The organism is Saccharopolyspora dendranthemae, from assembly GCF_007829955.1.
Taxonomy (GTDB): Bacteria; Actinomycetota; Actinomycetes; order Mycobacteriales; family Pseudonocardiaceae; genus Saccharopolyspora; species Saccharopolyspora dendranthemae.
Genome location: NZ_VIWX01000001.1, coordinates 906,825 through 920,001, shown reverse-complemented (window position 1 = coordinate 920,001; position 13,177 = coordinate 906,825). Strand labels below are relative to the sequence as shown.

The 13,177-nt window shown below is 69.5% G+C and carries 13 protein-coding genes; 9 read left to right on the top strand and 4 right to left on the bottom strand.

Going from position 1 to position 13,177, the window contains the following annotated elements:
- The first annotated feature begins 40 nt into the window (after positions 1-40).
- The 5 genes from FHU35_RS04150 (at position 41) to FHU35_RS04130 (ending at position 4,141) form a co-directional block, all read left to right on the top strand.
- Entirely contained in the window at positions 41-712 is a 672-nt protein-coding gene (locus tag FHU35_RS04150; protein ID WP_281290209.1) for an HAD family hydrolase, read from the top strand.
- On the top strand, positions 709-1,653 hold the full coding sequence (locus FHU35_RS04145; RefSeq protein ID WP_145736990.1) for a homoserine dehydrogenase: 945 nt from the start codon (positions 709-711) through the stop codon (positions 1,651-1,653). The genes FHU35_RS04150 and FHU35_RS04145 overlap by 4 nt, the downstream gene beginning before the upstream one ends.
- A 73-nt stretch (positions 1,654-1,726) precedes the next feature.
- Positions 1,727-1,990, top strand: a complete 264-nt coding sequence (locus tag FHU35_RS04140; RefSeq protein WP_145736988.1) for a phosphoribosyl-ATP diphosphatase — start codon at positions 1,727-1,729, stop codon at positions 1,988-1,990.
- Between the two features lie 162 nt (positions 1,991-2,152).
- Positions 2,153-3,001 carry an ATP phosphoribosyltransferase gene (gene hisG / locus FHU35_RS04135; RefSeq protein WP_145736985.1) on the top strand — a complete coding sequence of 283 codons (849 nt, stop codon included), beginning with the start codon at positions 2,153-2,155 and terminating at the stop codon, positions 2,999-3,001.
- Between the two features lie 294 nt (positions 3,002-3,295).
- Positions 3,296-4,141, top strand: coding sequence for a VOC family protein (locus FHU35_RS04130; protein ID WP_145736982.1), 846 nt, complete (start codon positions 3,296-3,298; stop codon positions 4,139-4,141).
- 374 nt (positions 4,142-4,515) lie between these two features.
- Here the strand turns inward: FHU35_RS04130 and FHU35_RS04125 are convergent, their stop codons facing one another.
- Positions 4,516-5,406, bottom strand: coding sequence for a RecB family exonuclease (locus FHU35_RS04125; protein ID WP_145736977.1), 891 nt, complete (start codon positions 5,404-5,406; stop codon positions 4,516-4,518).
- Positions 5,407-5,540: 134 nt separating this feature from the next.
- Here FHU35_RS04125 and FHU35_RS04120 point away from each other — a divergent pair, with 134 nt between their 5' ends.
- Positions 5,541-6,680: a site-2 protease family protein gene (locus FHU35_RS04120; RefSeq protein ID WP_145736969.1), complete on the top strand. Its 1,140-nt coding sequence runs from the start codon at positions 5,541-5,543 to the stop codon at positions 6,678-6,680.
- A 74-nt stretch (positions 6,681-6,754) separates the two neighbouring features.
- Positions 6,755-7,588, top strand: a complete 834-nt coding sequence (locus FHU35_RS04115; protein WP_186459245.1) for a tRNA (adenine-N1)-methyltransferase — start codon at positions 6,755-6,757, stop codon at positions 7,586-7,588.
- Positions 7,589-7,654: 66 nt separating this feature from the next.
- Here FHU35_RS04115 and FHU35_RS04110 read toward each other — a convergent pair whose 3' ends face one another.
- The gene (locus tag FHU35_RS04110; protein ID WP_145736955.1) at positions 7,655-8,398 is read right to left on the bottom strand and encodes an Rv0361 family membrane protein; all 744 of its coding nucleotides are present in this window, start codon (positions 8,396-8,398) and stop codon (positions 7,655-7,657) included.
- Positions 8,399-8,446: 48 nt separating this feature from the next.
- Entirely contained in the window at positions 8,447-9,145 is a 699-nt protein-coding gene (locus FHU35_RS04105; protein ID WP_145736948.1) for an Rv0361 family membrane protein, read from the bottom strand.
- A 523-nt stretch (positions 9,146-9,668) separates the two neighbouring features.
- Here FHU35_RS04105 and arc point away from each other — a divergent pair.
- The gene (gene arc, locus FHU35_RS04100; RefSeq protein ID WP_145736945.1) at positions 9,669-11,459 is read left to right on the top strand and encodes a proteasome ATPase; all 1,791 of its coding nucleotides are present in this window, start codon (positions 9,669-9,671) and stop codon (positions 11,457-11,459) included.
- A gap of 99 nt (positions 11,460-11,558) precedes the next feature.
- Complete coding sequence (locus tag FHU35_RS04095) at positions 11,559-12,509, top strand: aldo/keto reductase (protein WP_145736942.1); 951 nt, start codon at positions 11,559-11,561, stop codon at positions 12,507-12,509.
- 50 nt (positions 12,510-12,559) lie between these two features.
- Here FHU35_RS04095 and FHU35_RS04090 read toward each other — a convergent pair whose 3' ends face one another.
- Entirely contained in the window at positions 12,560-13,099 is a 540-nt protein-coding gene (locus FHU35_RS04090; protein ID WP_246110058.1) for an NUDIX hydrolase, read from the bottom strand.
- Positions 13,100-13,177: the final 78 nt, after the last annotated feature.

Genomic DNA, 13,177 nt, shown 5'->3' with positions numbered 1-13,177 from the left:
TGGTAGCGACCCCTCTACCGCTGTGAACGGAGTGTTGCGCGTGGGCCAGCCCGCCGCCGTGCTGTTCGACATGGACGGCACGCTCGTCGATTCCGAGAAGTTGTGGACCATCGCACTCGACGACTACGCGGCGCATCGGGGCGGCAGCCTCTCGCCGCAGGTGCGCGAGGACATGGTCGGTTCCAACATGACCCGCAGCATGCGCCTCCTGCTGGTCGACCTCGGACTGCCCGAGGGACCGTCGGAGATCGCGGGTGCCGCCAGCTGGGTCGCGCGCCGCATGACCCGCCTGTTCGGTGAGGGCCTGCCCTGGCGACCGGGCGCCGAGGAGGCGTTGCGGCGCACCAAGGAGCTCGGACTGCCGACCGCGCTGGTGACCTCCACGATCCGGCCGCTCACCGACATGGCGCTGGACACCCTCGGCCACGACTCCTTCGACGTCACGGTCTGCGGCGACGAGGTCGACGGCAAGAACAAGCCTGATCCCGAGCCGTACCTCAAGGCCGCGCGCCTGCTCGGCGTGGACCCGGCCGACTGCGTCGCCGTCGAGGACTCGCCCACCGGCGTCGCCTCCGCCGAAGCCGCCGGCTGCGCGGTGCTGGCGATCCCGTGCGAGGTGCCGTTGGAGGACGGACCCCGGCGGACGCTGCGCCATTCGCTCACCGACGTCGACTTCGCCGCGCTGGGCGATCTGCTCGCCCCGGCGGCGTGACCGACCCGCTGCCGATCGTGCTCGCCGGGTGCGGGCCGGTCGGCCGGGCCTACGCCGACCTCGTCACCGAACGCGGTCGGCAGCACGGCCTGGACCTGCGGGTGGTCGCCGTGCGCGGCCGGGATCGCCAGCGGGAATCGGGGGAGTGGGAGCCGCTCACCGACCTGCCCGCGCTGCTGGAGCGCACCGGCGCGCGGGTGTTCGCGCAGGCCGTGCCCTCCGATGGCGGCGAGCGTGCGGCGCGCGAAGCGCTGCAGGCCCTGCGCGCGGGCGCGCACGTGGTCACCGCGACCAAGTCGCACCTGCTCACGCACTGGAGCGAGCTGGCCGCAGCGGCTGACGCGGCCGGGCGGTCCGTGCGGATCTCAGGTGCCACCGGTGCTGCGATGCCCGCGGGCGACCTCGCCCGGTCGGTGCTGCGCGGCTTCGACGTGCCCGAGGTGTCCGGCTGCGTCAACGGGACCGCCACGTTCGTCCTCGACCGCCTCGCCGACGGTGCTGCGCTGGAGGAGGCCGTGGCCGATGCGCAGCGCGCCGGCATCGCCGAGGCCGACCCGGGCAACGACCTCTCCGGTGCCGACGCCGCGACCAAGTTCCGGCTGATCAGCGCGTTGCTGTGGGGCTGGGACCCCGCGACGACCCGCGTGGAGGCCGAGTCGATCGCGACTCCGCTTCCCGCTGTTCCAGCAGGTCATCGCCTGCGGCAGGTGGCGCGCGCGGTGCGCGACGAGCCCGGCTCGGTGCGGGTGGTGCTGTCACCGGAGCCGGAGGCCTCCCCGCTGGGGGCGCTGCGCGGGCCGGAGAAGGCGGTGCGCTACGACTGCGGCGACGCCGGGGAGATCACCGTCTCCGGCGGGCGCTCCAGCCCGCGCGGAGCCGCGCTCGCGATGATCAAGGACACGCTCGGCGCGGTCCTGGAAGCCACCACGGGCTTCCGCTGATCGGCCGTGATCGAGCCCGCAAACGGACGGGTCCGATGTGAACCCGCCCAGGACGGATGCAAGGATCGAGAACGTGAAGACCTTCGACGAGTTGTTCGCCGAGCTGCAGGAACGTGCCCGGACCCGCCCAAAGGGTTCCTCGACGGTGGCCGCGCTCGAATCCGGTGTGCACGCCCAGGGCAAGAAGGTCCTGGAGGAGGCCGGAGAGGTCTGGCTGGCCGCCGAGCACGAGTCCGACGAGGAACTCGCCGAGGAGATCTCGCAGCTGCTCTACCGGCTGCAGGTCATCATGCTGGGTCGCGGACTGTCCTTGGAGGACGTCTACCGCTACCTGTAGTACGCAAACACAGCTCAGGTCGCCACGCGCGCGTCGGAGCCGCTCTCCGTGGCGCACGTGAGCAGGAGATCTCGAGCCGGTGGGCGTCCGCGCTCCCCGTCCCGGGATCCCCGCCAACCGCACCGCTCGTCAAGCCGAGTGTTGTCCCAGGAGGAGTTCCCCATGCTGCGCGTCGCAGTGCCCAACAAGGGCACGCTTGCCGGTCCCGCGTCCGAGATGCTCGCGGAAGCCGGGTACCGGCAGCGCCATGAGCAGCGGGACCTGACGGTGATCGACAACGCCAACGAGGTCGAGTTCTTCTTCCTGCGGCCCAAGGACATCGCGATCTACGTCGGCTCCGGTGAGCTCGACCTCGGTCTGACCGGACGCGACCTGGCGCTGGATTCCGGAGCACCGGTCGACGAGCGCCTGGCGCTGGGCTTCGGCGGATCGACCTTCCGCTACGCGGCGCCCGCCGAGGCCGGTGAGTGGACGGTGGCCGATCTGCAGGGCAAGCGCATCGCGACCTCCTACCCGCGGCTGGTGGCCGACGACCTGGCCCGCTACGGGGTGACGGCCGAGGTGATCCGGCTGGACGGAGCGGTCGAGATCTCCATCCAGCTCGGGGTCGCCGACGCGATCGCCGACGTGGTCGGCTCGGGCCGCACCCTGCGCCAGCACGGGCTCGTGGCCTTCGGCGACCCGATCTGCAAGTCCGAGGCGGTGGTCCTCGAACGCCGTGGCTCCGACCAGGAGCAGGTGAAGAACCAGCTGATCGCGAGGCTTCAGGGCGTGGTGTTCGCCCAGCAGTACGTGATGCTGGAGTACAACTGCCCGAAGGAACTGATCGACGACGCCACGAAGATGACCCCGGGTCTGGGCTCGCCGACGATGTCGCCGCTGGCCGACGAGGGCTGGGTCGCGGTCCGCGCCATGGTCTCCCGCAAGGACGCCCCGGCGATCATGGACCGGCTCGTGGAAGTGGGGGCCAAGGCGATCCTGTCCTCCGACATCCGCGCCTGCCGCCTCTGAGGTCGCTCCCGGCGTTTCCGGTGTCGGTGCGCCCGACGCGCCGACACCGCCGTGTCCTTGCCCAGTTTTAGTCCAAACCGAGCCATGATCATGTCCGTTTTGTCGGCTCAGTTCGGACTAAAACTGGGCAAGGTTGCGCCATTCGGGCGAACAGGTGTCTCAATCGTGTTCACCTGGGCCTCGTCGAGGGAGGCTGGGCGGGTGAGTGCGAGTTAGTCCGGCGGGTCCGCGGTTGTCACACCTGAGGCGTATTTTCGAGCGTGACGATCTTGGACGACGCCGATGGGGGTTGGCATGGCAGTAGTGGTCCCGGGGAAGACGCCGCCGCAGTGGCAGCTCTACGCAGGCATGCCCTGCTGGATCGAGCTGATCACCACGAATCTCGAGAAGGCCCGTGAGTTCTACGCGAACCTGTTCGACTGGGAGTACGAGTCCTACTCCGACCCGGTGTCCGGGGAACACGTCATCGCGCTGCGCGACGGGTTCCCGGTCGCCAGCCTGCGCGCGGCCTCCGGTGACCAGTCGATGTGGCGGCTCTACCTGGCCGCCGCCGACTGCGCGGAGAAGGTCGCCGAGGCGGAGGAGCACGGCGCGGTGCAGACCGTGCCGCTGAACTCGGTGCCCAGGGTGGGCCGCAAGGCCGTGCTGATGGGCCCCTCCGACGCGGAATTCGGTTTGCTGGAACCGGAGGAGTCCTGGCAGTTCGACGTCGGACTGCCAGGCACCCTGATGTGGGCCGAGCTGGTCACCATCAAGGCGCAGACCGCCGACAACTTCTTCCAGGAGTTGTTCGGCTACAGCGCGGAGCAGTTCGGCACCGTGCACCGCTCGGACTACTCGGTCTGGTACCTCGGCGAGGAATCCGTGCTGGCCCGGGTCAGCATGATCCGCGACTTCATCACCGAAACCACCCAGCCGCACTGGCTGCTGTACCTGGGAGCCGATCCGGACATCGGCACGGACGAGCTGGTGCGCACGGCCATCGCCAACGGTGGCCGCGTCCGGGTGGATCCCTACGACTCGAGCATCGGCCGGATGGCCGTGCTGCGGGACCCGACGGGGGCGCGGTTCGCGGTCATCGACCAGACGCAGGCCGGCGAGTACGGCACTGCGGCGAACTACGACCCGTACGAGGATTGATCGTTCTCGTCGGTGCCGGAACTGTTCCGTGGGGCGCGCTTTCGGGTGTGACCGCTCGGATGCTTCTGCTTGTTGGGTGGTGCGGGTTCACTGACGCTCAGTGGTTCCGTTGGTTCGCGGTGCGGGTCTACTGACAACTACTCAGTGGTCCCTCTGCTTCGCGGTGCAAGATGCGGAACCTCAGACGCCTTCTGGCTCCGGGATCCGAGGCTTATGTATGCCAATACACGGCACGTCGGCTGTCCTCCCCAGAAGGCGTCTGAGAACCCGCGGCGGTGCAAGTTGCTGGGGTGGGGCACTGAGAAACCGGCTTCGCCGGTTGCCTGACGTGGGTTGGTCAGGTGGGCCGGTGTCGTTGAAGCGCCTTCGGTGGTTCAGTCCGTTCGGTCCAGGATGGACTCTTCGTTGGTGGCGGGGTCTTCCGGCCAGCCGGGGTAGGGCGGCGGGGTGCCGCCGAAGGCGGGGCAGAGGGCCTTGTGATCGCAGTAGTCGCAGAGCTTGCTCGGATTCGGCCGGAAATCCCCGGTTTTGCCCGCGCGCAGGATCGCCTGCCAGATCGCTTCGAGCGTGCGCTCGAAGCGGCGCAACTCGTCCTCGTCGGGGGAGTAGGCGAGTTTCTGCTTGTTCGCCAGGTACATCAGCAGCAGCTGGCGGGGGATCTCACCGCGCAACCGCCACAGGACCAAGGCGTAGAACTTCATCTGGAACATCGCCTTGGCTTCGCCGATCTCGCGCGGAGCCTTGCCGGTCTTGTAGTCGACCAGGCGGATCTCACCGGTGGGAGCGACATCCACCCGATCGATGAAACCGCGCAGCAGCAGGCCCGACGGAAGCTCCGTCTCCACCCGCAGCTCGCAGGCCTCGGGCTGCAGCCGCTGCGGGTCCTCCATCTCGAAGTACGCGTCGAGCAGGCCGCTCGCGGACGTCAACCACTGGGCCAGCTCCGGGTCGTCCGGGCCCTCGAACAGGTGCTCCAGCTCCGGCTGCTCGGCGCGGATCTCCTCCCAGGCCGGTGCCAGCAGATCTCCCGCCTGCTGCCGGTCGCGCTGCTCCGTGGGCAGGCCGTAGAGCCGTTCCAGCACCGAGTGCACGACCGTGCCGCGCGCCTGCGCGCGCGTCGGCTTCTCCGGCAGCCGGTCCACCGCGCGGAAGCGGTAGAGCAGCGGGCACTGCTTGAAATCCCCGGCCCGCGAGGGCGAGAGCGCCGGTCGCCGCCGGGTCGCGTCCGCGGGCTTGGCGGTTTCCTGCTGCACGGTCTCGGCCATGACCACGGACCCTAACGAAACCTCCTGACACGACATCGGCGCGGGAGGGGCGCCCGATCGAAATCTTCGCGAACTCGCGCCGGGGGCAACCGGGCGTCACAGTCTCCTCACCTCCGACGGACTACCCTTCGGCAATGCCGCCGACCGCGTCCTCGCCCGTCCGGCCCAAGCTCGACGACGGCGGGCTGCTGCTGTGCCGAGTGGCCGGAGTACCGGTGCTGCTGTCCACCTCCTGGTGGCTCGGCGCCGCGCTCATCGTGCTGCTCTACACGCCCATGGTCGGTCGCATCCTGCCCGGGGCCGGTGTGTGGGCGAGCGCGGTGCTGGCGGCCGTGTTCACGGTGCTGCTGGCGGCGTCGGTGCTGCTGCACGAGCTCGGGCACTGCATCGTCGCGCTGCGGATGGGGCTGCCCGTGCGACGGGTGCGGCTGTTCCTGCTCGGCGGTCTCTCCGAGATCTCCCGCACGCCGCCCAAACCGGCGCAGGAAGGCCTGATCGCCGCTGCGGGTCCGGCGGTGTCGCTGGTGCTGGCCGGTGCGACCGGCATCGCCTGGTACGCCATGACACCGGGCGGCGCGATCTGGCTGCTGGTCGCCCAGACCTGCGTGGCCAACCTCGCGGTCGGCGTGTTCAACCTGCTGCCCGGGCTCCCGCTCGACGGTGGGCGGATGCTGCGGGCGCTGCTGTGGCAGGTCACCGGACGCCGCGTCGCCGGCACCACGGCCGGCGTCGTGGGCGCCGGTGCGGTCGCCATCGCACTGCTGGTCTACGCGCTGGTGGGACTGTTCAGCGGAAGCGAGGACCAGTGGCTCCGCCTCGGCGTGTGCGTGCTGATGGCCTGGTTCGTCGTGGCCGGTGCGAGCGCTGAGCACCAGGCCGAGCAGCGCCGTCGCTGGCCCAGCGGGCTCGAGCTGTCCGATCTCGTGCGCCCGGTGCTGCAGCTTCCCGCGGAGAGCCCGGTCTCCGACGCGCTGGTGGCCGCCGCCGGGCGCGGTGTGGTGCTGGTCAGGGCCGACGGCATCGCAGTCGGTCTGCTCGACCAGACCGCGGCCGAGCGGTTGGCCACGCACGCCCCGAGCGAGCCCGCCGAACGCGCCGCCGAACCTGTCGAGGCGGACACGATCCTGCTGGACAGCGAGTCCCCGGACGCCGTGCTGGAGAGGGTTCAGTCGGTGCTGGCATGGCAGTTCCTCGTCATCGACTCCGAAGGCCGCCCGAGCGGGGTGCTCCGCCGCGAGGACCTGCGCTCTGCGCTGCGCTCCCGGCGGGGGTGAAGACCGGTCGGTCTGCGACGATGGTCCGCCGTGCATCGAGCACGCGAGGCGAGCGTGGAGAAGGTAGGCAGCAGTTGAGCAGCACCGTCAGCGGTGAGTTCCAGCCCGGCGACCGGGTCCAGTTGACCGACCCCAAGGGGCGCAAGTACACGGTCCTGCTGGAAAAGGGAGGGGAGTACCACACCCACCGCGGCGCGCTCGCGCACGACGACCTCATCGGGCAGCCGGAGGGCTCGGTGGTGGTCTCCGCCGGCGGCACCTCGTTCCTGGCGCTGCGCCCGCTGCTGGCCGACTACGTGCTGTCCATGCCGCGCGGGGCACAGGTCATCTACCCCAAGGACGCCGCCCAGATCCTGATGTGGGGCGACATCCGGCCGGGCGCGAAGGTGCTGGAGGCCGGTGCCGGTTCCGGCGCGCTGAGCTGCTCGCTGCTGCGCGCGGTCGGCGCGGAGGGCAGCGTCACCTCCTACGAGGTGCGCGAGGACCACCACGAGCACGCCGAGCGCAACGTGAAGCGCTTCTTCGGTGAGATCCCGGAGAACTGGGACCTGCGGCTCGGCGACTTGCTGGAGTACGACGGTGAGCCCGTCGACCGCATCGTGCTCGACATGCTGGCTCCCTGGGACGTGCTGGAGCTGGTCAAGGAGAAGCTGCGCCCGGGCGGCGTGCTGATCGTCTACGTGGCGACCACGACCCAGCTGTCCCGGGTCACCGAAGCGATCCGCGAGCAGCAGAACTGGACCGAGCCGCAGGCGTGGGAAACGCTGCTGCGGCCCTGGCACGTCGTCGGCATGGCCGTCCGGCCCGAGCACCGGATGGTCGCCCACACGGCGTTCCTGCTCACCACCCGCCGCCTCGCCGACGGAGTCACCCCACCGCGCGTCCAGCGCCGCCCCAGCAAGGGCTGACCCAGACGTCGGAACGGCCCGCACCGAACGCTCGGTGCGGGCCGTTCCGACATCCGGGGCCGGACGTCAGCAGATCTTCCACTCGCCGCCTTCGACGACCATCTTGAAGTCCTCGTCCAGCGGGAACGGGGGCATCTGGCTCAGGTCCCTGCCCATGATCGTGCCGGTCGCCTGCATCTCGCCGGTGACCTTCGCCGTGGCGGTGTCGTCACCGTTGTCGACGACCTCGCCGAGGGTGGCGCGGAAGGACAAGCCGTCGACGAACTTCTTGACGTCGGCGTCGGTCAGCCCCAGCTCCTTGAGCTGGGCGACGTCACCGCCCTTGCCCTCCATCGAGTCGATGACCTCCTGCAGCCCCGCTCGCTCCTTCTTGCAGCTGACCGACTGCAGCGCCGCGAAGTCCTTCGCGTTGATGCTCTCCACGGCGTCCTGCGCCACGGCCTTGGGGTCGCCGGGGCCGCCGGTGAAGACGAGGACCAGGGCGATGATGACGCCGATGACGACCAGGCCGCCGAGGCCGCCGAAGATCCACGGCAGCGGGGACTTCTTCTTCGGGGGCTGCCCGTAGCCGCCGAACTGGTTCGGTTGCTGCGGGTAGCCGCCCTGTTGGAACTGCTGGCCGCCGGGCGGGTAGGCGCCGCCGGGCTGCTGCGGGTACGGCTGACCGCCGCTCGGCGGGTAGGCGCCGCCCGGCTGCGGCTGCTGGCCGCCGCTGGGCGGGAACTGCCCGCCGGGTTGCTGCGGGTACTGGCCACCGGGCTGCTGCCCCCACCCGCCCTGTCCGGGCGGCTGCTGCGGTGGGTACGTCACGTGGAATCCCCCTGATTCTCTTCTGTTGTGCCCCTTGAAGCGCCCCGGCTATCCGCCGAGGTCGCAGACCTTCCACTCGCCGCTCTCGACGACCAAGCCCATGGTCTGGTCCACCGGCTGGGACGCTCCGTCGGCTTCGTAGGTTCCGGTGAGCCGAGCCGAGGCCTTGTCACCGTTGCGGGTGACCTCGCCCAGGCGCACGTCGAACTTCCACTGCTTGAGCTGGCCGACCGCGGTGGTCAGCTGGCTCTCGTTGGAGTCGCAGAACAGCGCGCCGATGGTGCCGAAGTCGCCCGCGTTCACCTTGGACACGACCTCCTGGGCGACCGGGCGCGGTTCGCCGGGTCCGCTGCCGAGCCAGAAGAAGAGGCCGACGCCCGCGCCGGCGAGCACCAGCACGGCGGCGACGATCCCGAGGACCACGGGCAGCTTCGACTTCTGCGGCTCCGGCGGTTCGACGTCGCCGAAGCCACCGGGCTCGTTCAGCCACGAGCCCGGCCCGAATTCGCTGCCCCACTGCGGCGGCATCGGCTGGCCGGGTTGCTGCGGCTGCGCTGGTTGCGGCTGTCCCGGGTGCATCTGACCGGGTTGTCCCTGCTCCGGGCCCTGCTGTCCCCATCCGGTGTGCTGGTTGCCGTACCAGTGGGGCTGCTGCTGAGGGTTCCCGGGAGGCTGAGGGGGGAATCCGTTCCCCGTGGGTTGCTGCCCCCACCCGCCCTGTCCAGGCTGCTGCGGCGGATAGGTCATGACTCCTCCCAGGAGTGTTCTTGCGGCATTCGACGCCGGGTTGTGCGCTAGCGGCGGTAAGTAGACCAGAGGCTTTCGGCCCGCGGTTGCGGAGTAACCGGATTACAACCTAAGTCGACCTCCTCATCGGGAGTCCGGAATGTCTGGACGCCGCAAGTTGTTCCAAATGATGGGAGAAGTCGCGCGGCTCCCGACGAAATGCCACCCGGATGCCGGAGTGGTTAACCCGGTTGATCGCAGAGCGCACACGAGCGCTGTGGCGCAACGGAAAAACCCGTGGTCGCGGGGATTCCGAGGGGGTGTCGGCAGCCCCTCCGGGAGTATCGAACGGACCATGATCGACAACCCACCGTATCCGCCCCGACCAGCCACGATGTGACGCGGGAGGAACAACCTTGTTTAAGTCATGGGTATTCGGGGATTTCTGTGGCACGCTGGGCGATCCGGCGGACACCTCACGACGCCGCCGTCGTCGGTGATCGCCGGTACCGTGGTGGTACGAGCACGGGAGGAGGGTGCCGATATGCAGCACGACCGTCCCGGCAGCCGGCCTGAGGAGGGCGACGGCGAGCAGGGTGCGGGCTCCGCGGAGCTCCGCAGCCAGATCCGTCTTCTCGAAGACGAGGTCGCACTGCTTCGCCGCAGGCTCAACGAGTCTCCTCAACAGGCGCGCCTGCTGGAAAAGCGGCTGGCCGAGGCATCCGAGAGAGTGAGCCAGCTCACCGAACGGAACGCCAAACTCACCGAGACCCTGAAAGAAGCGCGTGGCCAGCTGACGGCCCTGCGCGAGGAGGTCGACCGCCTCGCCCAACCCCCGAGCGGGTACGGCGTGTTCCTGCACGGCTACGAGGACAGCACGGTCGACGTATTCACTTCCGGTCGCAAGATGCGGGTGGCGGTGTCGCCTAACGTCGAGATCGAGGGCTTGAAGCTGGGGCAGTCGGTTCGCCTCAACGAAGCCCTGACGGTGGTCGAGGCGGGCGCGTTCGAGCAGACCGGTGAGGTGTGTTCCTTCCGGGAGATCCTGTCCTACGCCGAGGGCGAGGCCCCCCGCGCGCTCGTGACCGGGCACACCGACGAGGAACGCGTCGTGTGGCTGACCGAACCCCTGGCCGACTCCGGGCTCAAGTCCGGCGATTCGCTGCTGGTCGACAGCAAGGCCGGCTACGCCTACGACGTCGTGCCCAAGGCCGAGGTCGAGGACCTCACGCTCGAGGAGGTGCCGGACGTCGGCTACCGCGACATCGGTGGCCTGGGCGGGCAGATCGAGCAGATCCGCGATGCCGTGGAGCTGCCGTTCCTGCACTCCGACCTCTACGTGCAGTACCAGTTGCGCCCGCCCAAGGGCGTCCTGCTCTACGGGCCACCGGGCTGCGGGAAGACGCTCATCGCCAAGGCGGTGGCCAACTCGCTGGCCAAGAAGGTGGCCGCGGCACGAGGCGACGACGATGGTCAGGCCAAGTCCTACTTCCTGAACATCAAGGGCCCGGAGCTGCTGAACAAGTTCGTCGGTGAGACCGAACGCCACATCCGGATGATCTTCCAGCGCGCTCGGGAGAAGGCCTCCGAGGGCACACCGGTGATCGTGTTCTTCGACGAGATGGACTCGATCTTCCGGACCCGCGGCAGCGGTGTGTCCTCCGACGTGGAGACCACCATCGTCCCGCAGCTGCTGAGCGAGATCGACGGTGTGGAGGGGCTGGAGAACGTCATCGTCATCGGTGCCTCCAACCGCGAAGACATGATCGACCCGGCGATCCTGCGGCCCGGCCGCCTCGACGTGAAGATCAAGATCGAGCGTCCGGACGCCGAATCGGCCAAGGACATCTTCTCGAAGTACCTGACCACGGAACTGCCGATCCACGAGGAAGACCTCAAGGAGTTCGGCGGGGACAACTCGGCGTGCTTGGACGCGATGATCCAGGCCACGGTCGAGCGCATGTACGCCGAAACCGACGAGAACCGGTTCCTGGAGGTCACCTACGCCAACGGTGACAAGGAAGTCCTCTACTTCAAGGACTTCAACTCCGGCGCGATGATCCAGAACATCGTGGACCGGGCCAAGAAGGCGGCGATCAAGTCGGTGCTGGAGACCAACCAGCCCGGTCTGCGGGTGCAGCACCTGCAGGACGCCATCATCGACGAGTTCGCCGAGAACGAGGACCTGCCCAACACCACCAACCCGGACGACTGGGCCCGCATCTCCGGCAAGAAGGGCGAGCGGATCGTCTACATCCGCACCCTCGTCAGCGGGAAGAACCAGGAATCCGGCCGAGCGATCGACACCGCCACCAACACGGGTCAATACCTGTAGGACCTGCGCGGCTGTCCGTGCGTCGGGGCCGTCACCCCTCTTCGGGGTGGCGGCCCCGAGCTCGTGCGGGCCACCTCGCGACGGGCTACGTTGCTAGGCATGATCTCCGCGCAGAAGCCCGTGCAGCGACTGGGACTCGGGCTGGCCGCGCTGGGCAGACCCGCCTACATCAACGTGGGGCGCGCCGACGTGCTCCCCGAGCAGCGCACGGCCGAGGCCATGCGCGAACGAACTCGCGCCGTCCTGGACGCCGCCTACGCGCGCGGCCTCCGCTGGGTCGACACCGCCCGCTCCTACGGCAGTGCCGAGCAGTTCCTGGCCGACTGGCTGGGGGAGCGGGGCCACGAGGACGTCACCGTCTCGAGCAAGTGGGGCTACGCCTACGTCGCGCAGTGGCGCATCGAGACCGAGGTGCACGAGATCAAGGAGCACTCGCTGGAGCGGCTGCGCGGCCAGTGGGCCGAGACCCGCGCGCTGCTGGGCGATCGCATCGACCTCTACCAGGTGCACTCGCTGACCAACTCCAGCCCGCTGTTCGAGGACATGGAGCTCCAGCACGAGCTGGCCCGCATCCGCGACGCCGGAGTGCGCCTCGGTTTCTCCACCAGCGGCGCCGCGCAGGGCGAGAGCATCGAGCGGGCCTGGGAGCTGGAAGTCGGCGGCAGGCAGCTGTTCAGCGCCGTGCAGTCCACCTGGAACACCCTCGAACCGTCGGTCGGGCGCGTCCTCAACGAGGTGCACACCGGCGGGTGGCAGGTCCTGCTGAAGGAAACCCTGGCCAACGGTCGGCTCGCGATGAAACCGCCGGACGAGGTCGCCAGCATCGCCGCGCGCCACGGCGTCGGGACGGACGCCGTCGCCGTCGCCCACGCGCTGGCCCAGCCGTGGGCCGACATGGTGCTGCTCGGCCCCGCCAGCGTCGAACAGCTCGAGACCAACCTCGACGCCCTGAGCGTGGAGCTCGGCGACCAGGACCTGGCCGTGCTGAAGTCCCAGGCCTCGGACGCGGCCACCTACTGGGGTGACCGGGCGGAGCTCCCGTGGCACTAGGAGCTGCTGCCGCTAGCGGGACCAGGCCGGCTTTCCGGCCGGGGCGCAGGTCATCGACTTGACCCGGTGGTGTCAGCGGGAACCTCGCGGGACCCGAGCCAGCGGAGGGCGAACTGGCGGCCGTCGGGAACGAAGGGCCAGTCCGGGTCGTCGAGGCGTCGCCGCAGTTCGGTGATCGGCATCCACCACCCCTCGGCGACCTCCTCGGGCTGGTGCACCACGGGGCCGTCCCAGCGCGCCTGGAACAGGAAACCGTGGTAGCGGACGGTGCCCTGCACGAAGTCCTCGCGGAACAGGAACTCGGGCTCGGTGCGGACGCCGAGCTCCTCCGCCAGTTCGCGGCGAGCGGCGTCGAACGGGTCCTCGCCGGCGCCGACCACGCCGCCGGCGGCGCAGTCGTGCATGCCGGGGTAGACGTCCTTGGTGTCGGTGCGGCGGTGCACGTAGATCCGCTCGCCGTCGCCGGAGATCAGCAGGACTGCCGTGGCCGCGTGCCACAGGCCCTTCTCGCGCATCTCGCGCCTCGAAGTCCGGCCCACGACACGCCCGGCCGCGTCGTACAGCGCGACCTGCTCCTCATCCACGCTCACACCACGATCGTGCCACCCGGTCGGTGCAACGTCTCGCGGCACGATCGGCGAACCTGTTGCTTCAAGCACTCTGCTCGG